We start from the raw sequence: 25,515 nt of genomic DNA on the forward strand, positions 1-25,515 counted from the left end.
CGCGGGCAAGCCCGCTCCCACAGGGAAGTGCATTCCAGATGTGGAAGCGGGCTTGCCCGCGAAGGCAGCGCCTCGGTCTAGAGCGAAGCCATCTCGGTTTCAGCCTCAACAGCCTTCGCCGCCTGCAACTGCCGCATCTGCTCGCAGCCCCACAACACCCGCTCCGGTGTCGCCGGCGCATCGATCTTCGGCTGATGGCGATAGTCAGCCAGGCTCGCCACCGCATCCTTGATCGCACACCACGAAGCAATCCCGAGCATGAACGGCGGCTCGCCCACGGCCTTGGAGTGGAACACCGTGTCTTCGGGGTTCTTGCGGTTTTCCACCAGCTTCACCCGCAGGTCCAGCGGCATGTCGGCCACCGCCGGGATCTTGTAGCTGGCCGGGCCGTTGGTCATCAGCTTGCCCTTGTTGTTCCACACCAGCTCTTCCATGGTCAGCCAGCCCATGCCCTGGATAAAGCCGCCTTCGACCTGGCCGATGTCGATGGCCGGGTTCAGCGAGGCGCCCACGTCGTGGAGGATGTCGGTGCGCAGCATCTTGTATTCGCCGGTCAGGGTGTCGACGATCACTTCGCAGCACGCCGCGCCGAACGCGAAGTAGTAGAACGGCCGACCACGGGACTGGCTGCGGTCGTAGAAGATTTTCGGGGTCTTGTAGAAGCCCGTGCTCGACAGCGACACCTGGGCGAAATACGCCTGCTGGATCAACGCCTCGAAGGTCAGGATCTGGTCACGCACGCGCACGTGACCGTTGTGGAATTCCACATCGGCTTCGCTCACGTCGTACTTGCGCGCGGCGAATTCCACCAGGCGCTGCTTGATGGTTTCGGCGGCGTTCTGCGCGGCCTTGCCGTTCAGGTCGGCACCGCTGGACGCCGCCGTCGGCGAGGTGTTGGGCACCTTGTCGGTGTTGGTGGCGGTGATCTGCACACGGTCGATTTCAACCTGGAATACCTCGGCCACCACCTGCGCGACCTTGGTGTTCAGGCCCTGGCCCATCTCGGTGCCGCCGTGGTTCAGGTGGATGCTGCCGTCGGTGTAGATATGGATCAGCGCACCGGCCTGGTTGAGGAAGCTGGCGGTAAACGAAATACCGAATTTCACCGGGGTCAGCGCCAAGCCTTTTTTCAGGATCGGGCTGTGGGCGTTGTACAGGCGGATCGCTTCGCGGCGCTCGGCGTATTGGCTGCTGGCTTCCAGCTCGGCCGTCATCTCTTCGAGCATGTTGTGCTCGACGGTCTGGTAGTAGTGGGTGACGTTGCGCTCGGTCTTGCCGTAATAGTTGGCCTTGCGCACCGCCAGCGGGTCGAGCGCCAGGTGGCGGGCGATGGCGTCCATCACTTCTTCGATGGCGACCATGCCTTGTGGGCCGCCGAAACCACGGTAGGCGGTGTTGGACGCAGTGTTGGTCTTGCAGCGATGGCCGTTGACGGTGGCATCGCCCAGGTAATACGCGTTGTCGGCGTGGAACATTGCACGGTCGACAATCGAGTTGGACAGGTCCGGCGAGCAGCCGCAGTTACCCGCCAGTTCCAGGTTGATCCCGTGCAGACGGCCGCTGTCATCGAAGCCGACGTCGTATTCGATATAGAAGGGGTGGCGCTTGCCGGTCATCAACATGTCTTCGACGCGCGGCAGGCGCATCTTGGTGGGCTGGCCAGTCAGGCGCGCCACCACCGCGCACAGGCATGCGGGGCTGGCGGCCTGGGTTTCCTTGCCGCCGAAACCGCCGCCCATGCGCCGCATGTCGACCACGATCTTGTTCATCGACACGTCCAGCACTTCGGCCACCAGTTTCTGCACTTCGGTGGGGTTCTGCGTGGAGCAGTAAACGATCATGCCGCCGTCTTCGGTGGGCATCACCGAAGAGATCTGGGTTTCCAGGTAGAAGTGTTCCTGGCCGCCGATATGCAAGGTGCCCTGGATACGGTTTTTCGCGGTTGCCAGTGCGCCGGCCGAATCACCGCGCTGATGGGTGTGGCTGTCGAGTACGAAATGCTTGTTGCGAAAGGCCTCGACCACGTCCAGCACCGGTTCCAGGTCTTCGTATTCGATCACCGCCGCCATGGCGGCCTTGCGCGCGGTCTCCAGGTCGCGGGCGGCCACAGCCAGCACGACTTGTCCAACGAACTGCACCGTATCGATAGCCAGCAATGGATCGCCGGGCATCAACGGGCCGATGTCTTTGAGGCCCGGCACATCTTCATGGGTGATGACAATGCGCACGCCGTCGAAGGCGTAGCAGGGCGCGGTGTCGATGCTGATGATTTTCGCGTGGGCGCGGTCGGACATGCGCGCATACAGGTGCAACTGGTTGGGGAATTCCAGGCGGTCATCGATGTACTGCGCTTCGCCGGATACGTGCTTGGCGGCGCTGTCATGCTTGGCGCTGCGACCGACCCCGGAGGTGAGGTCCTGGGCGAACAGCTCGGCGAGTTCGGCCTGGGTTTTAACGACGGCGTGATGGTTAGACATAAGCGGTCACCCGAGTCTCGATGTGCGGCGTTTGCAGTTCGATGAAGTATTTGCGCAGCAGGTTCTGGGCGCTGAGCAGGCGGTATTCCTTGCTGGCGCGGAAGTCCGACAGCGGGGTGAAGTCCTGGGCCAGGGCGGCGCAGGCTTTCTCGACGGTGGCGCTGTTCCAGGTGGCGCCGACCAACGCGGCTTCGCAGCTGTTGGCGCGTTTTGGCGTGGCGGCCATGCCGCCGAATGCCACGCGGGCCTCGCGGATCACACCGTTGTCGATCTTCAGATTGAATGCGGCGCAGACGGCGGAAATATCGTCGTCCAGGCGCTTGGAGACTTTGTAGGCACGGAACAACGCGTGGCCTTTCGGCACGATGATCTTCTCGATGAACTCGCTGTCCTGGCGGGCGGTGACGCGGTAATCGATGAAGTAGTCTTCGAGCGCCAGGGTGCGGCGTGTCTCGCCCTTGCACAGCACAATCTGCGCGCCGAGGGCGATCAGCAGCGGCGGCGAATCACCGATCGGCGAGGCGTTGCCGATGTTGCCGCCGAGGGTGCCCTGGTTGCGGATTTGCAGGGACGCGAAGCGGTGCAGCAGGTCGCCGAAGTCCGGGTATTGGTGGTGCAGCGCGGTGTAGCAGTCGGAGAGGGCGGTGGCAGCGCCGATTTCCAGGCGGTCGTCGAAGTCGTCGATGCGCTTCATTTCTTCAATGTTGCCGACGTAGATCATCACCGGCAGCGTGCGGTGAAACTGAGTGACTTCCAGCGCCAGGTCAGTGCCGCCGGCCAACAGGCGCGCTTGCGGGTAGGCGTCGTAGAGGTCGGCCAGGTCGGCGACGGTCAGTGGCACCAGGCAGCGTTTGTCGCCGCTGTTGAGTTCACCGGTCTGCGTCGGCGCGATGGCTTTGAGGCGGGCGATGGTCTGGGCCTCACGGCTGTCGAACTGATCCTGGGGCTTGTTGCAGCAGGCCTGTTCGGCGGCGGCAAGAATCGGGCGATAGCCGGTGCAGCGGCACAGGTTGCCGGCCAGGGCTTCATGGGCTTTCTGGCTGTCGGGGGCGTCGCTGTTCTTTTGCAGGGCGAACAGTGACATCACGAAACCGGGGGTGCAAAAGCCGCATTGCGAACCGTGGCACTCCACCATGGCCTGTTGCACGCTGTGCAGTTGGCCCTGGTGCTTGAGGTCTTCGACGCTGATCAGTTGTTTGCCGTGCAACGACGACACAAAGGTCAGGCACGAGTTGAGGCTGCGATAACGAATCTGCTCGGCGCCGTGGTCATTTGTGTGCAACTCGCCGACCACCACGGTGCATGCACCGCAGTCGCCGCTGGCGCAGCCTTCCTTGGTGCCGGATTTGCCCAGGTGCTCACGCAAATAGTTGAGCACGGTCAGGTTGGGGTCCAGGGCGTGCTCGCTACGGAGTTCCTGGTTAAGTAAAAACTGGATCACGGAAGGCCTCGCAGACTCATTATTGTTGTTAACCGCTTTGCGCCGAATCTAGTCATGTCTGACTTTTCGGTCAATGATTTTCTGACCAGGAGGTCAAGAAATTGCGATCACAACACTTTCAATTATGGTCCAGTCTTCTGGAACCGGCGTTTTTGGCGGCTCATGGGCTTTCAGTGCTGCTTATTTCATGCCAAATTCGCCACGGTGGGCGTAGCGCCATCAGCGGGCCAATGCGCTACACTGCCGCGCTTGTACCGATAGAAGATTTTGAAGGGAAAACATGACGTTCAAGGCGCCGGACAGTCTCGCCGAGCAAATTGCTCACCACCTCGCCGAACGCATCATTCGCGGCGATCTCAAGCCTGGGGAGCGGATCCAGGAGCAAAAGGTCACGCTGGCACTCAATGTCAGCCGTGGTTCCGTGCGCGAAGCCTTGCTGATCCTCGAACGCCGCCATCTGATCGCGATCCTGCCGCGCCGTGGCGCCCACGTCACCGAACTCACCGCCCACAAGGTGCAGAGCCTGTGCACCTTGATGGCGGAGCTGTACATCCTGCTCGGCAACGCGGTTGCCCAGGGCTGGCAGGTGCAGGCCGATATGGCGCCGTTCCTGCAGATCCAGCAGCGCCTGGTAGGCAGCTTCGAGCGCCAGGACATCCGCGCCTTCGTCGAAGAAAGCTTCAACGTGATGCGCGCCGCGTACCCTTTCGCCAATAACCCGTACTTGCAGGAAACCGTCGAGAACCTGCAGCCGGCGATGAACCGCGCCTATTACCTGGCGCTGGATCAACGCAAGGCCTCCATGAGCGAGTACCTGGCGTTGTTCGAACAGTTGCTCGCCGCCGTGCTGGCGCGTGACCTGCCGCAGATCCGCCTGGTGCTGTCGGCCTACGGCCAGCGCAGTTGTTCGCTGGTCATCGCAGCGTTGGCGGACGCCTAAACGTGCGGCTCAAGTGCATCAAACTGGCGGGGTTCAAATCCTTCGTCGACCCGACCACGGTGAACTTCCCCAGTAACATGGCGGCGGTGGTCGGGCCCAATGGTTGCGGCAAGTCGAACATCATCGACGCCGTCCGCTGGGTGATGGGCGAGAGCTCGGCGAAAAACCTGCGTGGCGAGTCGATGACCGACGTCATCTTCAACGGCTCCACCAGCCGCAAGCCGGTGAGCCAGGCCAGCATCGAACTGGTGTTCGACAACTCCGACGGCACCTTGATCGGCGAGTACGCGGCCTACGCGGAAATCTCCATTCGCCGCAAAGTGACCCGCGACAGCCAGAACAGTTACTTCCTCAACGGCACCAAGTGTCGCCGTCGGGACATCACCGATATTTTCCTCGGCACAGGTTTGGGCCCGCGCAGCTACTCGATCATCGAGCAGGGCATGATTTCCAAGCTGATCGAAGCCAAGCCCGAAGACCTGCGCAACTTCATCGAGGAAGCGGCCGGCATCTCCAAGTACAAGGAGCGCCGCCGCGAGACCGAAAACCGTATCCGCCGCACCCACGAGAACCTCGCCCGCCTGACCGACCTGCGCGAAGAGCTGGAGCGCCAGTTGGAGCGCCTGCACCGCCAGGCCCAGGCCGCCGAGAAGTATCAGGAGTACAAAGGCGAAGAGCGCCAGCTCAAGGCGCAACTGTCGGCCCTGCGCTGGCAGGCGCTGAATGATCAGGTGGGCCAGCGCGAAGCGATCATCGGCACCCAGGAAATCAGCTTCGAAGCCCTGGTGGCCGAGCAGCGCAACGCCGACGCCAGCATCGAACGCCTGCGTGACGGCCACCATGACCTGTCCGAGCGCTTCAACCTGGTGCAGGGCCGCTTCTATTCGGTGGGTGGCGACATTGCCCGGGTCGAGCAGAGTATCCAGCATGGCCAGCAGCGCCTGCGCCAGTTGCAGGATGATTTGAAAGAAGCCGAGCGCGCGCGCCTGGAAACCGAATCTCACCTGGGCCACGACCGCACCTTGCTGCTGACCCTCGGCGAAGAGCTGGACAAGCTCACCCCCGAGCAGGAAATCACCAACGCCGCCGCCGAAGAAGCCGCCGCCGCGCTGGAAGAATCCGAAACCACGATGCACGGCTGGCAGGAACAGTGGGACACCTTCAACCTGAAGTCCGCCGAGCCGCGCCGCCAGGCCGAGGTGCAGCAATCTCGCATCCAACAGCTGGAAACCAGCATGGAGCGTTTGGCCGAGCGCCAGCGTCGTCTGCAGGAAGAGCGCGTGCTGCTCGCCGCCGACCCGGAAGACGCGGCGATCATGGAGCTGAGCGAGCAACTGGCCGAAAGCGAAATGACGCTGGAAGAGCTGGAAGCCAGCGAAGAACAACAAGTGGAGCGCCTGGAGCAATTGCGTCAGCAACTGCAACAGGCGACCCAGGCGCAGCAACAGGCCCAGGGCGATTTGCAGCGGCTCAATGGTCGGCTTGCGTCGCTTGAAGCCTTGCAGCAAGCCGCATTGGACCCAGGCACCGGCACCGCCGAGTGGCTGCGTGACCAGCATCTGGCCGAGCGCCCGCGCTTGGCGGAAGGCTTGAAGGTAGAGGCAGGTTGGGAGTTGGCGGTTGAAACGGTCCTGGGTGCCGACCTTCAAGCCGTGCTGGTGGATGATTTTGGCGGTTTCGACCTGGCCGGTTTCGCCCAGGGCGATTTGCGTCTGCTCAGCCCGGCCGCCGATGGCACGCGGGTGCCGGGCAGTTTGCTGGATAAAGTTGAGGCGGCGATTGATCTGTCGCCCTGGCTGGGCCAGGTCAAGCCGGTCGAATCTCTGGAGCAGGCCTTGGCCCAACGCGGCCAACTGGCGGCCGGCGAAAGCCTGATCAGCCGCGACGGCTACTGGGTCGGCCGCCACTTCCTGCGCGTACGCCGCGCCAGTGAAGCGGAAAGCGGCGTGTTGGCCCGTGGCCAGGAAATCGTCAACCTGATCGCCGAGCGTGAAGAGCGCGAAGCGACCCTGGAAAGCCTGGAAACCGAACTGCAAACCCTGCGCGCCACCCAGCGCCAGCAAGAGACTGGCCGCGAACACCTGCGCCGCCTGTTGCAGGACGAAGCGCGCCAGCAAGGCGAATTGAAAGCCCAGCTCTCCGCGAGCAAAGCCAAGGTCGAGCAACTGACCCTGCGCCGCACCCGTCTCGACGAAGAAGTCGCCGAGATGGGCGAGCAGCGCGCCCTCGAACACGAACAGATCGGTGAAGCGCGCCTGCATTTGCAGGAAGCTCTCGACAGCATGGCGCTGGACACCGAACAGCGCGAATTGCTGCTGGCCCAGCGCGACAGCCTGCGCGAGCGCCTCGACCGCGTGCGCCAGGAAGCCCGCCAGCACAAGGATCACGCCCACCAGTTGGCGGTGCGCCTGGGTTCGCTCAAGGCCCAGCACGCGTCGACGGCCCAGGCCCTTGAGCGCCTGGAGATGCAGTCCGAACGCCTGACCGAAAAGCGCGAGCAACTGAGCCTCAACCTGGAAGAGGGCGAGGCGCCGCTGGAAGAGTTGCGCCTCAAGCTCGAGGAATTGCTCGACAAGCGCATGACCGTCGACGAAGAACTCAAGACCGCACAGATCGCCCTGGAAGACGCCGACCGCGAACTGCGCGATGCGGAAAAACGCCGGACCCAGGCCGAGCAGCAATCCCAGCTGATCCGCGGCCAGCTCGAACAGCAGCGCATGGAATGGCAAGCCCTGACGGTGCGCCGCAAGACCCTGCAAGACCAATTGCTGGAGGACGGCTACGACCTGCACGGCGTGCTCAATACCCTGACCGCCGAGGCCAACGAGAAAGAAGCCGAAGAAGAACTCGAGCGCATTGCCGCGCGCATTCAGCGCCTCGGCGCGATCAACCTCGCAGCCATCGACGAATACCAGCAGCAATCCGAACGTAAACGTTATCTGGATGCCCAGGACGCCGATCTGGTGGAAGCCCTGGACACCCTGGAAAACGTGATCCGCAAGATCGACAAGGAAACCCGTAACCGCTTCAAAGATACCTTTGATCAGATTAATGGCGGTTTACAGGCGTTATTCCCAAAAGTTTTCGGCGGTGGCAGCGCTTACTTGGAACTGACGGGCGAAGATCTACTCGATACAGGGGTAACGATCATGGCGCGGCCTCCGGGCAAGAAGAACAGCACCATCCATTTGTTGTCCGGCGGCGAGAAAGCCCTGACCGCATTGGCCCTTGTATTTGCCATCTTCAAGTTGAATCCGGCGCCGTTCTGCATGCTCGACGAAGTTGACGCCCCGCTGGATGACGCTAACGTTGGACGGTATGCGCGGTTGGTCAAAGAGATGTCCCAGACCGTGCAGTTCATCTATATCACCCACAACAAGATCGCCATGGAAATGGCGGATCAGTTGATGGGGGTCACGATGCACGAACCGGGCTGTTCGCGTCTGGTGGCGGTGGATGTGGAAGAAGCGATGGCGATGGTGGAATCCTGAGCCGCGCCAACATAGAAATTTCCTAGTGCGCTGTAGGGCGATTTACCGGCCTGGCGAAAGTGGCAAATGGACATATTTGTTCAAGGCATTTTGACAGACGGTGTAAAGTTATCTTTGGTCGTGCTAGTTTAATGTCAAATTTTCGTATGCGTGGGCAAAACGTCAGTCAGAACATAGAGTTGGCGCCACGTTTTAAAGCGGTTTGCACGTTGCTAAACCCCTTATTTTTCAGCATTTTTTATTAGAGGCACGGGATTACATGGAAATCGGTCTGCGCGAGTGGCTGATCGTCATCGGCATTATTGTCATTGCCGGTATTCTTTTTGATGGCTGGCGCCGGATGCGCGGTGGCAAGGGCAAGCTCAAATTCCGTCTGGACCGCAACCTGTCCAACTTGCCCGACGACGACGGCAGCGCCGAGCTGCTGGGGCCGCCCCGTGTGCTGGATACCCATAAGGAACCGCAGCTGGACGAGCACGACCTGCCGTCGATGAGTGCGCCAGTGCGTGAGGCCCGCGAGCCGTCCTCCAAGCGTGGCAAGCGCGCCAGCGCCGCCGTGGCCGAGCCGCATCAGGGCGACCTGAACCTCGACGTCGATGAGGGCCCGAGCTTCAGCAGCCGCGATGATGATTTCCCGGATGAAAACCTGGGTAAAAATGCGCCGCGCCAATCGGTGAACGACCAGCCGGCTGCCGAAGAAGTGCTGGTGATCAGCGTGATCTGCCGCGACGCCGCTGGCTTCAAAGGCCCGGCCCTGCTGCAGAACATCCTCGAAAGCGGCCTGCGTTTTGGCGAGATGGATATTTTCCACCGCCACGAAAGCATGGCGGGCAACGGTGAAGTGCTGTTCTCCATGGCCAACGCCGTCAAGCCGGGCACGTTCGATCTGGACGATATCGACCTGTTCAGTACCCCGGCGGTGAGTTTCTTCCTCGGTTTGCCAGGCCCGCGTCACCCGAAACAAGCGTTCGACGTGATGGTGGCCGCAGCCCGCAAGCTGTCCCAGGAACTGAACGGCGAGCTCAAGGATGACCAACGCAGCGTCCTGACCGCGCAAACCATCGAACACTACCGTCAGCGCATCGTCGAGTTCGAGCGTCGCGCCCTGACACAGAAACGCTGAGGATTGGTCTTCAGCGTTGTCAGTAGAATAAGCGCACTAACATATTGAGCAGCTTCGGCTGCTCTTTTGCTTTCTGAGAGAACACCCATGACCGCCGCCCACACCCGCATCCTCGAACTGCGCGCTGAACTGGATCAGCACAACTACCGTTACCACGTGCTCGACGAGCCAAGTATCCCGGACGCCGAGTACGACCGGCTGTTCCACGAGCTCAAGGCCCTGGAAGCCGAGCACCCGGACCTGGTAACGCGCGATTCGCCGACGCAGCGGGTCGGCAGTGCGGCGTTGTCGGCGTTCACCCAGGTGAAGCACGAGATTCCGATGCTCAGCCTCGGTAACGCCTTTGATGAAACCACCATGCTCGAATTCGACCGCCGGGTGACCGAAGGTCTCGACCTGCCGGTGGGTGACCTGTTCGGCGGTGGCGCAGCCGTGGAGTACAGCTGCGAACCGAAACTGGACGGCCTGGCGGTCAGCCTGCTGTATCAGGACGGTGAACTGGTACGCGGCGCCACCCGTGGCGACGGCACCACCGGCGAAGACATCAGCGTCAACGTGCGCACCGTGCGCAATATCCCGCTGAAACTGCACGGCAGTGGTTGGCCGGCGACCCTGGAAGTGCGTGGCGAAGTGTTTATGTCCAAGGCCGGTTTCGAACGGCTCAATGCCTCGCAACTGGAAGTCGGCGGCAAGACCTTCGCCAACCCGCGCAACGCCGCTGCCGGCAGCCTTCGCCAGTTGGACTCGAAGATCACCGCCAGTCGCCCGCTGGAATTCTGCTGCTATGGCATCGGCCAGGTAACCGCGGATATCAGCGACACCCATATCGGCAACCTGAAGCAACTGCAGAAGTGGGGCATGCCCATCAGCCACGAACTGAAGCTGGCCAAGGGCATCCAGGAATGTCTGGCGTACTACCGCGATATCGGCGAGCGGCGTAACAGCCTCGGCTATGAAATCGACGGTGTGGTGTTCAAGGTCAACAGCATTGCTTCCCAGCGCGAACTGGGCTTCCGCGCCCGCGAACCGCGCTGGGCCATCGCGCATAAATTCCCGGCGATGGAAGAGCTGACCGAACTGCTCGACGTGGAGTTCCAGGTCGGCCGCACCGGTGCCGTCACGCCGGTGGCGCGCCTCAAACCTGTCAAGGTCGCGGGTGTGACCGTGTCCAACGCCACCCTGCACAACATGGATGAGGTTGCGCGGCTGGGCCTGATGATCGGCGACACCGTGATCATCCGCCGTGCCGGTGACGTGATCCCGCAGGTGGTCTCCGTCGTCCCCGAGCGTCGCCCGGAAAATGCCCGTGCGGTGCAGATCCCCGAAAACTGCCCGGTGTGCGGCTCCCACGTGGAGCGCACGCAGTTGGTCAAGCGCAGCAAGGGCAAGGAAACCGTTACCGAAGGCGCGGTGTACCGTTGCGTCGGCCGCCTGGCCTGTGGCGCACAGCTCAAGCAGGCGATCATCCATTTCGTCTCGCGGCGCGCCATGGACATCGACGGCCTGGGCGACAAGACCATCGAGCAACTGGTGGATGAAAAACTCATCGGCTCGCCGGCCGACCTCTACAAACTCAAGTATGAGCAGATCATCGACCTGGAAGGTTTTGCCGATATCTCCAGCAAGAAGCTGATCACCGCCATCGAAAACAGCAAGACCCCGACCCTGGCACGGTTTATCTACGCCCTGGGCATTCCCGATGTGGGCGAGGAAACCGCCAAGGTGCTGGCGCGCTCCCTGGCGTCCCTGGAACGCGTGCAGAAGGCCTTGCCGGAAGTGCTGACGTACTTGCCGGACGTGGGCCTGGAAGTGGCGCACGAGATTCACAGCTTCTTTGAGGACGGCCATAACCAGGACGTGATCGGCGCGCTGCTGTCGCCGCAGGAATGCGCCCTGCAGTTGCAGGATCAGGGCGAGCTGAGCGCCGAATTCGCCGCCAGCACCACCCTGGGTGGCTTGCTCGACAAGCTGCACGTGCCAAGTGTCGGCCCCGGCGCCGCGCAGAAGCTTGCGGACAAGTTCGTCACCCTGGAGGGCGTGATCAAGGCCGACTGGCTGGATATGCGCCAGGCCCTGCCCGAGAAGCAGGCCAAGGCCGTGCGTGACTTCTTTGATAATGAAGACAATGCCAACCACGCCCTGGCCATCGAGCAGCAGCTCAAGGATTTCGGCATGCACTGGCTGAGCGACAAGAAAGTCGTTGAAGGCTTGCCTGAGGCCGGGCACACCTGGGTACTCACCGGCTCCCTGGAGCTGATGAGCCGTGACGTGGCCAAGGACAAACTCGAAAGCCTCGGTGCCAAGGTGGCGGGTTCCGTCTCGGCGAAAACCCACTGCGTAGTGGCCGGGCCGGGCGCCGGCTCGAAACTGACCAAGGCCAACGAGCTGGGCCTGAAGGTATTGGACGAAGAGGCCTTCGTCGCTTTCCTGGCCAACCACAACATCACCGTCTGATTGGGACTTTGTGGTGAGCGGTCTTGTTGTGGTGAGCGGGCTTGCCCCGCGCCGGGCTGCGAAGCAGCCCAAAACCCAGGCGCTTCGGTCTATCTGAAACACCTCAGCGCCCTTGTTGGGGCTGCTGCGCAGCCCGGCGCGGGGCAAGCCCGCTCACTACAACAATGTGGAACGATCTCGGTAGGGAAATGATCTAGTCTTGGGCACCCCAGGGAGAGATCGCCATGTTCCGCTACTTCGAGCAACTCAGTTCGCGCATTGCTGCACCGTTCGTGGCCGGCACCTCCCGCGACAGCAAAGTGTGGCAGTGCCGTTGCGGCCAATCGCTGTTCTTTCGCAACAGCCAATGCCTGGCCTGCCAGGCGCTACTGGGTTATCAGCCGCAGCAAAGTCGACTGGCCTCCCTGCAGCCCGGCCCCGTGGAAGGCACCTGGCTGCAAGACGACAATCTCGATGCCGGCGCCTTCCGTCGTTGCGCCAACCTCGACACGCCAGCGGCCTGCAACTGGCTGATCCCGGCCCACAGCACCGCACCGCTGTGTGTGGCCTGCAGCCTTAATCGCACTATCCCTGACCTGTCGATCGTGGAAAACCATGAGCGCTGGCGCAAAGTCGAAACCGCCAAGCGCCGGTTGGTCGCGCAATTGATCGGTCTCGGCTTGCAAGTGGTGCCCAAGAGCGTCGATGAAGACAACGGCCTGGCCTTCGATTTCGTCGGTATCGACCTCGAAGGCAACGCGCCGATGACCGGCCACGCTAACGGCTTGATCACCCTCGACATCAAGGAAGCCGACGACGCCCATCGCGAAAAAGTCCGCGTACAAATGCGTGAACCTTATCGCACGCTGCTCGGGCACTTTCGCCATGAAGTCGGCCATTACTACTGGGATCGGCTGATCGCCAATACCCACTGGCATGAACCGTTTCGCAACCTGTTCGGCGACGAACGCGCCAGTTACGCCGATGCCCTCGATCAGCACTACCAGAACGGCCCGCGCCCCGACTGGCAGCAAACCTGCGTCAGCGCCTACGCGACCATGCACCCCTGGGAAGACTGGGCCGAAACCTGGGCGCACTACCTGCACATGATGGACGCCGTCGACACCGCGCTCGGCTTTGGCATGAGCGCCCGTGCGATGGACCTGGATTACCAGCCATTCCCCCTCAGCACGCTCTACGACCCCGAACACCCCGGCGGCGTGGCGTTCCTGGCGTTCGTCAACGCCTGGATCGAACTGGCCGGCATGCTCAACGAACTGTCACGCAGCATGGGCCAGCCGGATTTCTATCCCTTCGTGCTGCCACCGGCGGTGATCGCCAAGCTGCACTTCATTCACCTGGTGATCCAGGAAGAAGGCGGCCGAGCAGACGAAGCCGTCACCCTGTAGGAGCCGGCTTGCCGGCGATGGCGGCCCCGCGATAGACACAAGTGCTTGAACCATCGAATATTTTTAATCCGCCCCCAATGGTTGTAACTTCCGATGAGATCGGTACAATGGCCCCGCTTGCCGAGAGGCAGGCGTCGTTATGGTGACCCCATCGGTCCCCCCGCAACGATTACCCGTGAACCTGGTCAGAGCCGGAAGGCAGCAGCCACAGCGGGAACATTGTGTGCCGGGGTGTGGCTGGTGGGGTTGCCTCCATAACGCTCTTCCTTGCAACACCTCCTCAAACTCAATTCAAAAATGCTTTCACGCCATCTGCCATCGGGCAGTCCATGGCGGCATACTCCAGTGCCTGGCATCCGGAGAAAACACACGTGGAAAAAGTCGACGACCTCACTCGCGAGAAACTGCGGGAGTGGCAGATGCGGCGCCTGGAGATCAAGGACCGCATTCAATCGCACCCTGAACAGACCCTGGAATTGTCGAGGGTGCTGGACCTCATGGATGACGAACACGCGGAAATCCTCAGCCAGGCCGAAATGATCCGGGCTACCACCGTGGCCGATGAGCCTGCGTCGCCCGCCGAGCCCGTGCCGCCGCCACTCGCGGGCGCCTATACGCTGCAATTGAATGTGGCCGCACACAGTGCCGAGGACTTGCGCAGGCTGCTCGATATGGCGGTCTTCGAACTCCAGCAGCAGATCAATGCGCTGGCCTCTACGGCTGACGCGCGCGCCCATGGCGGCGGTATGTCGGGCTCCCTTGGAGAATATCGGTTTGAGCTGGGCGGTCAGGGCAATGCCTGATTCCCTGGCTGTGAGGCACTATGCAACCGGAACACTTTGATTTATCCAGCCCTGTCTTCCTGCCTGTCACGGATGAAACCTGTACGGGCCTGCTCGGCACTGACGGCGCCAAGGCACTGGTCGGCCTGACAGAGCCGGAACTGGCCGCTGTACTGGTGATCCAGAACCTGGCCCAGGCTGCGGAAAAAGACCTGACCTGTGCGGGCGCCGAGCGCATCCTGGCCAAGTTGCTCGACTGGGCGGTCGATGCGCCGGCCGGGGGCGCCGCCACGTTATTGTCCGAAGCCCAGCGGCTGTTCGATCCGCGCAAGCTGTACTTCGGATTCAACGCGCTCAAGACCGTCAACCTGCGCCTGCTGTCGGCTGAAGAAGTCGCAGCGCGGGATTACCTGCTGCCTTCAGGCAAATGGGATATCGGCTACAAGGTTCGCCACCTGCGCAGCAACGACCCGTTCAGCCAGCAGATGATCACGCCTCGGCAGCGCGAGCGCTGGCTCAGCCCGGCCCAGGACAAACTGGTACGAACCTTTCGCGCCAATCTGAACGAAGACCTGCACGTTCAAGGCTACGCGGGCATCGGCAAGAGCCACCTGCTCGGCGCCTTGATGGAGTGCCTGCGCCCGGCGCAGACGCTGGTGCTGGCGCGTACCGGGGCAAAACTGGCGACGCTGCGCGAGCGTATGGGGCTGGCGAAAGACAGCAAGGCCGGCTCGACTTTTGCCGCCTTCGCCAAGGCCCTGCTGCAGGGGCCGCGGCCCTCCGCACAGAGCACGGCGGTGAGGTTGCCCGGCAAGCACGATGTGTCCCAGGCCCTCAATATCCACGGCTGGCGGGGACACGATGGCGCGGCGACACTCGATATCTGTCTGAAGGTGCTCGAAAGCTACTGCCATTCCAACCATCACAGCCTGTCGGCCAGGCATTTGCCGCATTTCAAGCAACCGTTGTCCAGCGTGGATGCCCAGGCGTTGCTGGAGTATTCCAGCCGTTTGTGGACGTACCTGGAGGCCAACCCGCAATGGGCCGGCCAGACTGCTTTCGCGGCGCTGTGGCTGATCAAGCGCGCATGCCTCGAAGGCTGCGTGGTGCCGCCGCGGTACACCCATGTGTTGATCGATGAAAGCCAGGACATCCCACCGTCGTTGCTGCAGATTATCGAACGCGGCCGGCAAGTGCTGGTCACCCTCGGCGATGAGTACCAATTGGCCAGCGGTGTGATGGTCCGCAGAAAGCGTGAGGTCCGGCACACTGACATCAGTTATTCCGTGCGTTCGGGCCGCAATGTCGAGCGTCTGGTCAACCCGTTGATCAGCGTGCATTCGCAGAAGTGCAAGACGCCCTTCGAAGGCGCGCGGGATGCCGACGTCGGCATCGAGCATTACCCCCAGGGCTTCGTGCCGCCGGAAGGCTGCGTGGTGTTGACCGCCTCCCATTGGGACACCATGAAGTGGGCGATTCAGTTGCAGCAAGCCAACTGCCCGTTCGGTTTTCCCGACAACGCGGCGCAGCAGGATCTGCAACGCTTCATGATCAGCGTCATCGCGCTGTTCAAGCCGGAGTTCTACAGCAACGAGCACAATGACAATGGTCCCCATGCGTATTTCAGCGACATGGACGACTGGCAGCAGGTGCGTGAGGCCAGCCGGTTCGATGAAGCCTTCCTGTGGGTCGAGAATGAGCTGGAAAAAGGCTTCAACGTCGCGGATATCACGCGCTTGAACCGACTGGGCGGCGTGCCCGGCAAACGTTGCCTGCTGATGCTGGCGGAAGAGGCGGGTGGCATGGAGTTCGACCGGGTGCTGCTGACGCCCGAGTTGCTTACCAACGTGAAGTTCAAGGATGCCTACGCGTTCGACCAGCGACTCTGCGCGGTGTACATCGCCATTTCCCGGGCCCGGGTGCAGCTCTACCTGCCTTACGATGTGGTCGAGTGGATTGATTTCCACAAGTACCAGAAGACCCGTGAGTTTCACGGTTACTGATTGATTTAATCCGGCTGTTTCACAACTTTCACAGGTCGCTCTGGACAACCCAAAATTGCCTTGTTAGTTTCCGCCAGCCACTTGTTTCAAACTATGACAAGGGTGTGGAGTTGATATTGAAGTGCCATCACTTCTTTAACTAACAAGGATGTCTGTGATGAAAAGCCTGCAAGGGTTGCCCCGTCTTATCAGTGCTTCGGTAGGCGCTCCCGGTAAAGCCCGCAACTTGCCCGCCGATGTGCAGTGCATCCAGTATTTATTCAATTTGATCATTCCCAAGCTGGGTTTTCCGCTGGCCGAAAACGGCAAGTGCGACGGCCAGTTGGTGCAGTGCATCAGCCAGTACCAGTTTCGCCATCTTAAATACGCTCACCCCGATGGCGTGATCGACCCTACCGGTAAAACCTTCAACAGCTTGATCGAAGAAGCGGTGAAGGTGCCGGTGAAAGCCTTCCCGAGCCTGCGCATCCCGACCTTCCTGAACGTGTTCGGCAACAACCAGGGGGATGCGGTGCAGGCCACGGTCAATGTGTACCTGGACCGCATGCGCGCGATGATCGAGGCCGAGAAACGCAACCGCCAGTTGATGCTCCAGGCTACGTGCGATGGGGGCATGACCCTGAGCGAGACCGACTTCCAGAACGCCGCCACGCAATTGGGGGGCGGCATTTCGGTGAACATCATCAAGGCCTTTGCCACCGTGGAATCCGGTGGGCGCTCCGGCTTCGGGCCAGCCAAGTTGCCGGTGATCGCGTTCGAGGGGCACCTGTTTCGCAAGTACACCAAGCACATCTACGACCAGGCGCATCCGCTGCTGTCTTACCCCTACAAGAAAAAGGCCGGGCCGCAGTGGCAGACCAATAACAAGGACCAGGCCAAGGCTTGGGAAACCATGGCTACCGCCTTTGCCCTTGATCAGGAAGCGGCATTGATGTCGGCCTCGTGGGGCATGTTTCAGATCATGGGTTTCAACTACGCGTCCTGCGGTTACAAGACAGTGTTTGAATTCTCGGCGGCATTAAAGGTGAATGCCGGTAATCAACTAAAGGCGTTCCTCGGTTTTTGCAGCAAGAGTCCGGCGTTGATGAAAGCCATGAAAACTAAGGATTTTACTGGCATGGCCCGTAACTATAACGGCGAGGACTACGGCAACTATGACGTCCTTATGCAAAAAGCCTACGAGAAACTTGAAGGGAAAAAATAAGATGATCCGTTTTCTAGCAGTGGGTGTGTTGTCGTTGTGTGCCGTAGCGCCTGCCTTTGCGGGTTCGCCCGCATTGCACTCGGGCAAATACGAAGGGCTGATGCTGGCGGTGACGCCTGAGCATCAGGTCGAAGGCTACTACTCGGAAGAGATGGGCGAGGGCGTCACCCGTGGTTGCGCGTTCTACCTGCAAGGCCAGCCCGCTGCGCTGAGCACCTGGCTCGACGACACCTACCCCGGCAGCCTGGCACCGTCGTCCGACGGCGTGACCCTGACCGTGGCGCAAGGCCGCCAGCATCCGGGTTGCCTCAATGTGCTGATGCCGGAGATTGCCACCGGGCTGGACCTGACCCAAACCGCCAGCAAAAACTGGATCGGCCTGGTGAAGGTGTCCGCCGACAAGGCTTACCTGCTGAAAAACCCAAGCGCCAAGCCCGCTAAACGCGCTTACATCGTCAAGAATGACGTGGTCGGCGTGCTGGCATTCAAGGATGGCTGGGCCCAGGTCGAGTTCATCAATGCGGATGATCGCTCGTTTACGGGGTGGATCAGTCAGGATCAGTACGCGCGGTTGGCGGCCCCCAAAAGCTGATCTGTCGCGCACCACTGAATAAAGGTAGGCGCTGGTTGCTGTGGTGAACGGGCTTGCCCCGCGCTGGGCTGCGAAGCAGTCCCCTTGGATCTGCGGTGAGCCCGTCGGGGGAGAAGCCCCGCTCACCACAGCAAGCCCCACATTTTGGATATTCATCATCCAAAGGTTTCGCGCAGTAATCCGGCAAACGCATCCCGCGCCAGGTGCCGCTGGGTGTCCTTGTGCCAGAACAGCAGGTTGTCCACCGCCTGCAGTTCTTCGAACCGGTACGACGCCAGCTGATTGGCCTGTTCATAGCGGGCCAGGATGCCTTCCGGCGCCAGTGCCACGCCAATCCCCGCACTGACGCAACCGATGATCGTGCCCCAGCTGGCATAGCTGGCAATCGCCGGCTTGAAGGCCTGGGGCTTGACCCAGTTCTCCAGCGCCGCCCGGTATGGGCAGCCGGGCGGCCATACCAGCAGGGTGCGGCCAGCCAGGTCTTCGGCGCTGCGAATCGGTTCGCTGGAGGCGCTGGCGATCAGCACCAGGCGTTCGCTGTAGACCACGCTGTGTTCGAGCTTCGCGCGTTTGTTGCCGGCAGCCACCAGTGCCACATCCAGGCGATGGTGTTGCAGGTCGTCGAGCAACTCGCCCCAGGCGCCGGTCACCAGTTCCAGGCTGACATCCGGGTAGCGCCGGTGATATTCCGCCAGCAGTGGCGGTAAACGGCCGCTGGCGCTGGACTCCACCGCGCCGATGCGCAGGGTGCCGCGAGGAATCGCGTTGGCGTCCACGGCGCGTTTGGATTCGTCTACCAGCGCCAGGATGCGCTCGCAATACTCCAAGAAGATCTCACCGGCCGCACTGATCGCCAGGCCACGCCCTGCGCGGATAAACAGCGGTGTGCCCAACTCGCTTTCCAGCTGCTTGATACGCGTGGTGATGTTGGACGGCACGCAATGCAATTGCACGGCGGCCTGGGCCACGCTGCCGGTTTGTGCCACGGCTCGCACCATTTTCAGTTGGGCCAGTTCCATTGCTCAGTTCCAGTGATTTCAGAAGTCAGAAACGGTTAATTGTCCTGCGCCTTGCCCGGGCCAAGACTGACGGCATTCCTTCTCAGTCTGCGGATGCCGTCGATGAATACCCCGTCACCCCTGAAGCTTACGCTAGTCATCGCCAGCGTCATCCTCTGTTGGGCCTATTCGCCGATTGGCGTGCACATGGGACTGCACAGCTACAACCCTGGTCAGCTCGCGCTGTTGCGGTTCTTGATTGCTTCGGTGTTCATGGCCGGTGTAGCGCTGGTGCTGGGCATCGGCCGGCCGCGCCTGCAGGATGTGCCGTGGCTGCTGGTGTTGAGTTTTTTCGGGGTGTTCCTGCACCACACCAGCCTTAATTACGGGCAGCAGTTCGTGACTGCGGCGGCATCCAGCGTGCTGGCTCAATCGGCACCGCTGTTCAGTGTGCTGATCGCGTTTTTCTGCTTGAAGGAGCGGGTCAGCCTGTGGCGCTGGAGCTGCGTGTTGCTGGGCTTGCTCGGTGTGCTGGTGGTGATCTGGGGCGATCACGGCGTGGGCGATATCGACCCGCGTGGCTTGCTGATCCTGCTGGCGGCGGTGTCGTGGAGCCTGTACTTCGCCATCCAGAAACATTATGCCCACCGCTACAGCCCGCTGACGATGGCGTGCTACATGGTGTGGGCGGGCACCCTGATGCTCTGCGTGAACCTGCCGGGCCTGCGTGCTGCCGTGGTGCAGGCGCCGCTGCGGGAAAACCTCGCAGTGCTGGTGCTCGGGATTTTCCCCAGCGCCCTGGCGTACCTGGCCTGGGGTTATGTGCTGAAACATGTCGAGGTCAGCCGTGCGTCGGTGGCGATGTACCTGATCCCGCCGGTGGCCATGACCATGGCGGCTACATTGCTGGGCGAGCATATCGCCCTGCAAGTGGTGCTGGGCGGTGTGATCGTGTTGACCAGCGTGGCCGCCATCAGCCTGGAAGGGCGCTGGCGCTCAATCGCTCAGGCAGAACGCGCGCAGCCGGTGACCATCGAGGTCCTGGGCGACAAAGGTGTAGCCGAAGTCCACAGTGGTCGGTGACTGGATGATCGTCGCGCCGCGTTCTACCCATTGGTTGTGCAAGGCATCCACGGCGGCCTGGTTGGCCAGGGACAGGCCCACTTCACTGCCGCCGCCCGTGAACCGGGCTGCTGGCTGCACGGTATGGCGCGACCACAGCCCCAGTTTTACCCCATTGTCGAGCATGAACAGGGCGAAGGTCGGGTTGAGCTCCACCGGCGGCTTGTCGAGCAGGCGGCTGTAGAAGTTGGCGCTGGTGGCCGGGCTGTCGACATACAGCAGGAAGTAATGGGCGACGGTGTTCATGCAGGCTCCTTGGGAACGCGTGTTTGCTCGAGAGAGGGAGCCGAGTCTATAAGGCGGTGCTGTCAATTCCTGTCAGGAGTCTCACCGGTGTAGAGCTGGATGATCTGGTCGATCTCGCCCGACATTTTCATCCGCAGCAAGGTGCGCAGGATCTGTTGTACCGGCACGTTCGGGTCATTGCGCACGGTGCAGCCGAGGTTCTGCTCATCGATCACCGCGACCTTGTGCAGGCGTTTGCCCACTGGCATCCGCTGGTTGAAGCGGTCGAGGATCCACTCATTGATCACGGCGAACTTGAAGCGCCCGGCCACCAGCTTGTGCAGCACCTGCTCTTCGCTGCGGGCGTCGTCGCGGCTGAGCCGGCCGCTGGCAAACAGCGGGTCGAGCGTGGCATAGCGGTAATTGAGCACCGTGCCGATGGCTTGGGGCGCGAGTTTGCCGACCTGCACCGGCTGCGCAGGAATATGGGTGCTGACCAACACGTTGCGCTGCACCATCAGGGGGATGCTCCAGGTGTAATCGCCGGACAGGTTGTCGACCCAGGCCTGGGTGACATAACAGCGCACATCGATATCGCCATGTTCCATCGCTGCCGAGATGCGCGCCCGCGCCAGCACGTGGAATTGGGCCGGCCGGCCCACCTGGGTGGCCAGGCTTAACATCAGGTCATACAAAATGCCCTGGGTGGGCCGGCCGTCCTCCAGTTGCACCATGGGCATCGCCCAGCTGTCGGAAACCGAGAAGCGCAACGGCGCAGGCGCTGCGAGGCAAGCCGTGGTGATCATCCATAGAGCGCCCAGGACTACGCGCATACACACTCCGGGTTCAGGCCTTTTTGGGGCCAACCAGGCAAGCTTAGTCAGATTAGGCGAGCGTGCCGGATGCAATTTCCCCCTTGCTCCGCTAGCATTACCGGCTTCCGCTTCCCAGTTGCGACGGTTTTCGATGAGTTATCAGGTTCTTGCACGTAAATGGCGTCCGCGCTCGTTCCGCGAAATGGTCGGCCAGACCCATGTGCTCAAGGCTCTGATCAATGCCTTGGACAGCCAACGGCTGCACCACGCCTACCTGTTCACCGGTACCCGGGGGGTGGGCAAGACCACCATTGCGCGCATCATCGCCAAATGCCTGAATTGTGAAACCGGTATCACTTCGACGCCGTGCGGCACCTGCTCAGTGTGCAAGGAAATCGACGAAGGGCGCTTCGTCGACCTGATCGAGATCGACGCCGCGAGCCGCACCAAGGTCGAAGACACCCGCGAGCTGCTCGACAACGTGCAGTACGCGCCCAGTCGCGGTCGCTTCAAGGTCTACCTGATCGACGAAGTGCACATGCTCTCCAGCCATTCCTTCAACGCCTTGTTGAAAACCCTGGAAGAGCCGCCGCCCTACGTCAAATTCATTCTGGCCACCACCGATCCGCAGAAACTTCCTGCAACGATTCTGTCGCGGTGCCTGCAGTTCTCCCTGAAAAACATGACCCCCGAGCGGGTGGTCGAGCATTTGACCCACGTGCTGGGCGTCGAGAACGTACCGTTCGAAGACGATGCACTGTGGCTGCTCGGTCGCGCCGCCGATGGTTCGATGCGTGACGCCATGAGCCTCACCGACCAGGCCATCGCCTTTGGTGAAGGCAAGGTCATGGCCGCCGACGTGCGCGCCATGCTCGGTACCCTGGACCACGGCCAGGTGTTCGACGTGCTGCACGCGCTGATCGAAGGCGACGCCAAGGCATTGCTCGAGGCCGTGCGCCACCTGTCGGAGCAAGGCCCGGACTGGAACGGCGTGCTCTCGGAAATCCTCAATGTGCTGCACCGCGTCGCCATCGCCCAGGCCCTGCCTGAAGGGGTCGACAACGGCCATGGCGACCGCGATCGCGTGCTGGCCCTGGCCCAGGCGTTGCCGGCCGAAGATGTGCAGTTCTACTACCAGATGGGCCTGATCGGTCGCCGCGACCTGCCCTTGGCGCCCGATCCGCGTGGCGGCTTTGAAATGGTGCTGCTGCGGATGCTGGCCTTCCGACCCGCCGATTCGGCCGATGCGCCGAGACAGCCGCTAAAGCCAGTGGGGATCAGCCAGGCCACAGTTGATTCCGCCAAACCAGTGGCTGGCGCGGCGGTGACTGCGCCAGTGGTGGCTGCGCCTGCGCCGGTCGCTCCGGTACCTGAGCCTGAACCTGTGGCCGCTGCGCCGGTGGTCGAGCCGGAACCGGTCAGTGAGCCTGAGCCGGTCGTCGACCTGCCCTGGAATGATCCGGTAGAAGCTGAAGCCGACGTCGAGCAGGTGCCGGCCGTGGAGCCCGTGCTGGAAACCAGCAGCGAGCAGCCCGAGCTGACGCCGATGCCCACGCCGACCCCGGACAGCGTGGTGCTGGATGCCCCTGAGTGGGTGTCTGCGCCGGTTCCCGAGCCCACCGTGGCTCAGGTGGAAGCCGCCACGCCGGGTATCGACCTCGACGACGAGCCACCGCTGGACGAAGACTACATCGAGCCGGACATGGATTCGGCCTACAGCTACCTGGATGACCTGGCCAGCGAGCACACCGCCGAGCCGGCCCCCGAGCCCGAGGCGGAACCCGCTGCAGCCCCGGCCACCGGCCTGGCCCTGCAATGGCTGGAGTTGTTCCCGAAACTGCCGATCTCCGGCATGACCGGCAGCATCGCCGCCAACTGCACACTGATCTCCATCGAAGGCGACCACTGGCTGTTGCACCTGGACCCGGCCCACAGCGCCCTGTTCAACGCCACCCAGCAACGCCGCCTGAACGATGCGCTTAACCAGTACCATGAGCGCACGCTGACCATCTCTATCGAGTTGATCAAGCCCGAGCAGGAAACCCCGGCCCAGGCCGCGACCCGCCGGCGCCTCAACCGTCAGCGTGAGGCCGAGGACTCGATCCACGCTGATCCGCTCATCCAGCAAATGATGCAACAGTTCGGTGCGGTCGTCCGTCACGATACTATTGAACCTGTCGAAGCCCCGGTGCCCCAAGCGTCATGACATCGGGCTACTCATTGATCCACGTACTTTTTTTGAGGTGATTCCCATGATGAAAGGTGGCATGGCCGGCCTGATGAAGCAGGCACAGCAGATGCAGGAAAAGATGGCCAAGATGCAGGAAGAACTGGCCAATGCCGAAGTCACCGGTAAAGCCGGTGGCGATATGGTCAGCGTCGTGATGACCGGTCGTCACGACATCAAGCGCGTGAGCATCGACCCAAGCGTCCTGCCAGGCGTTGGCGAAGATGACCTGGAAATGCTCGAGGCGCTGTTCGCCGCGGCCGTCAACGACGCCGTGCGCAAGATCGAAGCCAACAGCCAGGACAAAATGTCCGGCGTGACCGCTGGCATGCAATTGCCACCGGGCATGAAGCTGCCGTTCTGATCGATGAGCGTTAGCTAGACTCCAATGCCAGGCCGCGTGCCTGGCATTTTTGTTTGTGCCAATTGGATCGAACCCTGGCACGGCACGCATGGTCTGCACCCTATACCGATGGATTCGATAAAGGAGCCCCTTCATGCCTCAAGAACCGACCCTCAACCAGCGCATTGTGCTGGTCTCACGCCCACAGGGCGCACCGACCCCGGAAAACTTCCGCCTGGAACGTGTGAATCTGCCGGAGTTGGCAGACGGCCAGGTCCTGCTGAAAACCCTGTACCTGTCCCTCGATCCCTACATGCGCGGACGTATGAGCGACGCACCGTCCTACGCAGCGCCGGTGGAGATCGACGAGGTGATGACCGGTGGGGCTGTCAGCCGTATCGAGCAGTCACGTAATCCGAAATTCGAAGTGGGTGACCTGGTGGTCGGCGCGACCGGTTGGCAGAGCCATAGCATTTGCGATGGTCGCAACCTGATGCCGGTGCCCAAGGGCCTGGCCAGCCCGTCGATGGCCTTGGGGGTGCTGGGGATGCCGGGCATGACCGCCTACATGGGCCTGATGGACATTGGGCAGCCCAAGGCCGGGGAAACTCTGGTGGTGGCAGCGGCGTCCGGCGCGGTGGGCTCGGTGGTGGGGCAGGTGGCCAAGCTCAAGGGCTTGCGTGTGGTCGGTATCGCGGGTGGCGCAGACAAATGCCGCTATGTGGTGGACGAATTGGGCTTTGATGCCTGCATCGACCACAAGCGTGCGACCTTTGCCGATGATCTGGCCCTGGCGTGCTTCAAGGGCGTCGATATCTATTTTGAAAACGTCGGCGGCAAGGTGTTCGACGCCGTGGTGCCGCTGCTTAATCCCAAGGCACGCATTCCACTGTGCGGGCTGATCGCCGGCTACAACGCCCATGAAGCCCCCAGCGGTCCCGACCGCTTGCCGGCGCTGCAACGGACGTTGCTGACCAAGCGGGTGCGCATCCAGGGCTTTATCGTGTTCAATGACTACGGTGACCGCCTGCCCGAGTTCCTCAGCGCCATGGCGCCGTGGGTGCGCGACGGCAAGATCAAGTTCCGCGAGGATGTGGTCGACGGCCTGGAGCAGGCGCCCGAAGCCTTTATCGGTTTGCTGGAAGGGCGCAACTTCGGCAAGTTGGTGGTGCGCGTCGCGCAGGGCTGAGGATTTGACGCTAATCCGGGGCGCGGGTATAAACCGCGTCTCGTTGTTTTGTCGGACCATTGCCCATGAGCTTCAGCCCCCTGATTCGCCAACTGATCGACGCCCTGCGCACATTGCCGGGCGTGGGCCAGAAAACCGCCCAGCGTATGGCGCTGCAATTGCTCGAGCGTGATCGCAGCGGCGGTACCCGGTTGGCCCAGGCCCTGAGCCAGGCCATGACCGGGGTAGGCCACTGCCGCCAGTGCCGCACGCTGACCGAAGAAGAACTCTGCCCGCAATGCGCCGACCCGCGCCGCGACGACACACTGTTGTGCGTGGTGGAAGGGCCGATGGACGTATACGCGGTGGAGCAGACTGGCTATCGCGGGCGCTACTTTGTGCTCAAGGGGCACCTGTCGCCGCTGGACGGCCTGGGCCCGGAAGCCATCGGTATTCCGCAATTGGTGGCGCGTATCGAAGAACAGGGCACCTTTACCGAGGTGATCCTGGCGACCAACCCGACGGTGGAAGGTGAAGCGACCGCGCATTACATCGCCCAACTGCTGACCAACAAAGGCCTGATCACCTCGCGCATCGCCCACGGCGTGCCGCTGGGTGGCGAGTTGGAGTTGGTCGATGGCGGCACGTTGGCGCATTCCTTCGCCGGCCGCAAACCGATCGCCCTTTAAGGTTCACCGCAGGACAAAATGTGGGAGCAACTG

The 25,515-nt window shown here is 61.9% G+C and carries 19 protein-coding genes and 1 other RNA gene; 15 read left to right on the forward strand and 5 right to left on the reverse strand.

Going from position 1 to position 25,515, the window contains the following annotated elements:
• Nucleotides 1-77: 77 nt before the first annotated feature.
• A complete protein-coding gene (gene xdhB, locus BM70_RS0100870) occupies nt 78-2,477 on the reverse strand; it encodes a xanthine dehydrogenase molybdopterin binding subunit (protein WP_025854245.1) in 2,400 nt (799 codons plus the stop codon).
• Entirely contained in the window at nt 2,470-3,918 is a 1,449-nt protein-coding gene (gene xdhA / locus BM70_RS0100875) for a xanthine dehydrogenase small subunit (RefSeq protein WP_025854246.1), read from the reverse strand. The genes xdhB and xdhA overlap by 8 nt, the downstream gene beginning before the upstream one ends.
• A 280-nt stretch (nt 3,919-4,198) precedes the next feature.
• Here xdhA and BM70_RS0100880 point away from each other — a divergent pair, with 280 nt between their 5' ends.
• The 10 genes from BM70_RS0100880 to BM70_RS0100920 all read left to right on the forward strand — a co-directional run bounded on the left by BM70_RS0100880 (nt 4,199) and on the right by BM70_RS0100920 (nt 17,895).
• The gene (locus BM70_RS0100880; protein WP_025854247.1) at nt 4,199-4,858 is read left to right on the forward strand and encodes a GntR family transcriptional regulator; all 660 of its coding nucleotides are present in this window, start codon (nt 4,199-4,201) and stop codon (nt 4,856-4,858) included.
• 2 nt (nt 4,859-4,860) lie between these two features.
• Entirely contained in the window at nt 4,861-8,349 is a 3,489-nt protein-coding gene (smc, locus tag BM70_RS0100885) for a chromosome segregation protein SMC (RefSeq protein ID WP_025854248.1), read from the forward strand.
• A gap of 259 nt (nt 8,350-8,608) precedes the next feature.
• A complete protein-coding gene (gene zipA, locus BM70_RS0100890) occupies nt 8,609-9,472 on the forward strand; it encodes a cell division protein ZipA (protein ID WP_025854249.1) in 864 nt (287 codons plus the stop codon).
• Nucleotides 9,473-9,559: 87 nt separating this feature from the next.
• Nucleotides 9,560-11,926: an NAD-dependent DNA ligase LigA gene (gene ligA / locus BM70_RS0100895; RefSeq protein ID WP_025854250.1), complete on the forward strand. Its 2,367-nt coding sequence runs from the start codon at nt 9,560-9,562 to the stop codon at nt 11,924-11,926.
• 224 nt (nt 11,927-12,150) lie between these two features.
• The gene (locus BM70_RS0100900; protein ID WP_025854251.1) at nt 12,151-13,314 is read left to right on the forward strand and encodes a putative zinc-binding metallopeptidase; all 1,164 of its coding nucleotides are present in this window, start codon (nt 12,151-12,153) and stop codon (nt 13,312-13,314) included.
• A 149-nt stretch (nt 13,315-13,463) separates the two neighbouring features.
• Nucleotides 13,464-13,560: signal recognition particle sRNA small type (ffs, locus tag BM70_RS32045), an RNA gene on the forward strand.
• A gap of 125 nt (nt 13,561-13,685) precedes the next feature.
• The gene (locus tag BM70_RS0100905; protein WP_025854252.1) at nt 13,686-14,117 is read left to right on the forward strand and encodes a hypothetical protein; all 432 of its coding nucleotides are present in this window, start codon (nt 13,686-13,688) and stop codon (nt 14,115-14,117) included.
• A gap of 20 nt (nt 14,118-14,137) precedes the next feature.
• Complete coding sequence (locus BM70_RS0100910) at nt 14,138-16,099, forward strand: hypothetical protein (RefSeq protein ID WP_025854253.1); 1,962 nt, start codon at nt 14,138-14,140, stop codon at nt 16,097-16,099.
• A 157-nt stretch (nt 16,100-16,256) separates the two neighbouring features.
• Nucleotides 16,257-17,303, forward strand: a complete 1,047-nt coding sequence (locus BM70_RS0100915; protein ID WP_025854254.1) for an N-acetylmuramidase family protein — start codon at nt 16,257-16,259, stop codon at nt 17,301-17,303.
• 1 nt (nt 17,304) lies between these two features.
• A complete protein-coding gene (locus BM70_RS0100920) occupies nt 17,305-17,895 on the forward strand; it encodes a hypothetical protein (protein ID WP_025854255.1) in 591 nt (196 codons plus the stop codon).
• Between the two features lie 155 nt (nt 17,896-18,050).
• On the opposite strand, the gene BM70_RS0100925 is transcribed toward BM70_RS0100920, so the two are convergent.
• On the reverse strand, nt 18,051-18,914 hold the full coding sequence (locus BM70_RS0100925) for a LysR family transcriptional regulator (protein ID WP_025854256.1): 864 nt from the start codon (nt 18,912-18,914) through the stop codon (nt 18,051-18,053).
• Nucleotides 18,915-19,016: 102 nt separating this feature from the next.
• Here BM70_RS0100925 and BM70_RS0100930 point away from each other — a divergent pair, with 102 nt between their 5' ends.
• Nucleotides 19,017-19,976, forward strand: a complete 960-nt coding sequence (locus BM70_RS0100930) for a DMT family transporter (protein WP_025854257.1) — start codon at nt 19,017-19,019, stop codon at nt 19,974-19,976.
• Here BM70_RS0100930 and BM70_RS0100935 read toward each other — a convergent pair.
• On the reverse strand, nt 19,890-20,261 hold the full coding sequence (locus BM70_RS0100935; protein WP_025854258.1) for a VOC family protein: 372 nt from the start codon (nt 20,259-20,261) through the stop codon (nt 19,890-19,892). The two genes, BM70_RS0100930 and BM70_RS0100935, sit on opposite strands and share 87 nt — an antisense overlap.
• A 62-nt stretch (nt 20,262-20,323) precedes the next feature.
• Complete coding sequence (locus BM70_RS0100940) at nt 20,324-21,073, reverse strand: ABC transporter substrate-binding protein (RefSeq protein WP_025854259.1); 750 nt, start codon at nt 21,071-21,073, stop codon at nt 20,324-20,326.
• A 133-nt stretch (nt 21,074-21,206) separates the two neighbouring features.
• On the opposite strand from BM70_RS0100940, the gene dnaX reads away from it, so the two are divergent.
• From dnaX to recR, 4 genes are all read left to right on the forward strand, one after another.
• Nucleotides 21,207-23,261 (forward strand): DNA polymerase III subunit gamma/tau, encoded by a 2,055-nt coding sequence (dnaX, locus tag BM70_RS0100945; RefSeq protein ID WP_025854260.1) that lies wholly within the window; start codon nt 21,207-21,209, stop codon nt 23,259-23,261.
• Nucleotides 23,262-23,307: 46 nt separating this feature from the next.
• Complete coding sequence (locus tag BM70_RS0100950; protein WP_003193199.1) at nt 23,308-23,646, forward strand: YbaB/EbfC family nucleoid-associated protein; 339 nt, start codon at nt 23,308-23,310, stop codon at nt 23,644-23,646.
• A gap of 133 nt (nt 23,647-23,779) precedes the next feature.
• Nucleotides 23,780-24,814 (forward strand): NADP-dependent oxidoreductase, encoded by a 1,035-nt coding sequence (locus BM70_RS0100955; RefSeq protein ID WP_025854261.1) that lies wholly within the window; start codon nt 23,780-23,782, stop codon nt 24,812-24,814.
• 65 nt (nt 24,815-24,879) lie between these two features.
• Nucleotides 24,880-25,482, forward strand: a complete 603-nt coding sequence (gene recR / locus BM70_RS0100960) for a recombination mediator RecR (RefSeq protein WP_015885312.1) — start codon at nt 24,880-24,882, stop codon at nt 25,480-25,482.
• Nucleotides 25,483-25,515 lie beyond the last annotated feature (33 nt).

This window comes from Pseudomonas sp. CHM02 (genome assembly GCF_000612585.1).
In the GTDB taxonomy this organism is placed as follows: domain Bacteria; phylum Pseudomonadota; class Gammaproteobacteria; order Pseudomonadales; family Pseudomonadaceae; genus Aquipseudomonas.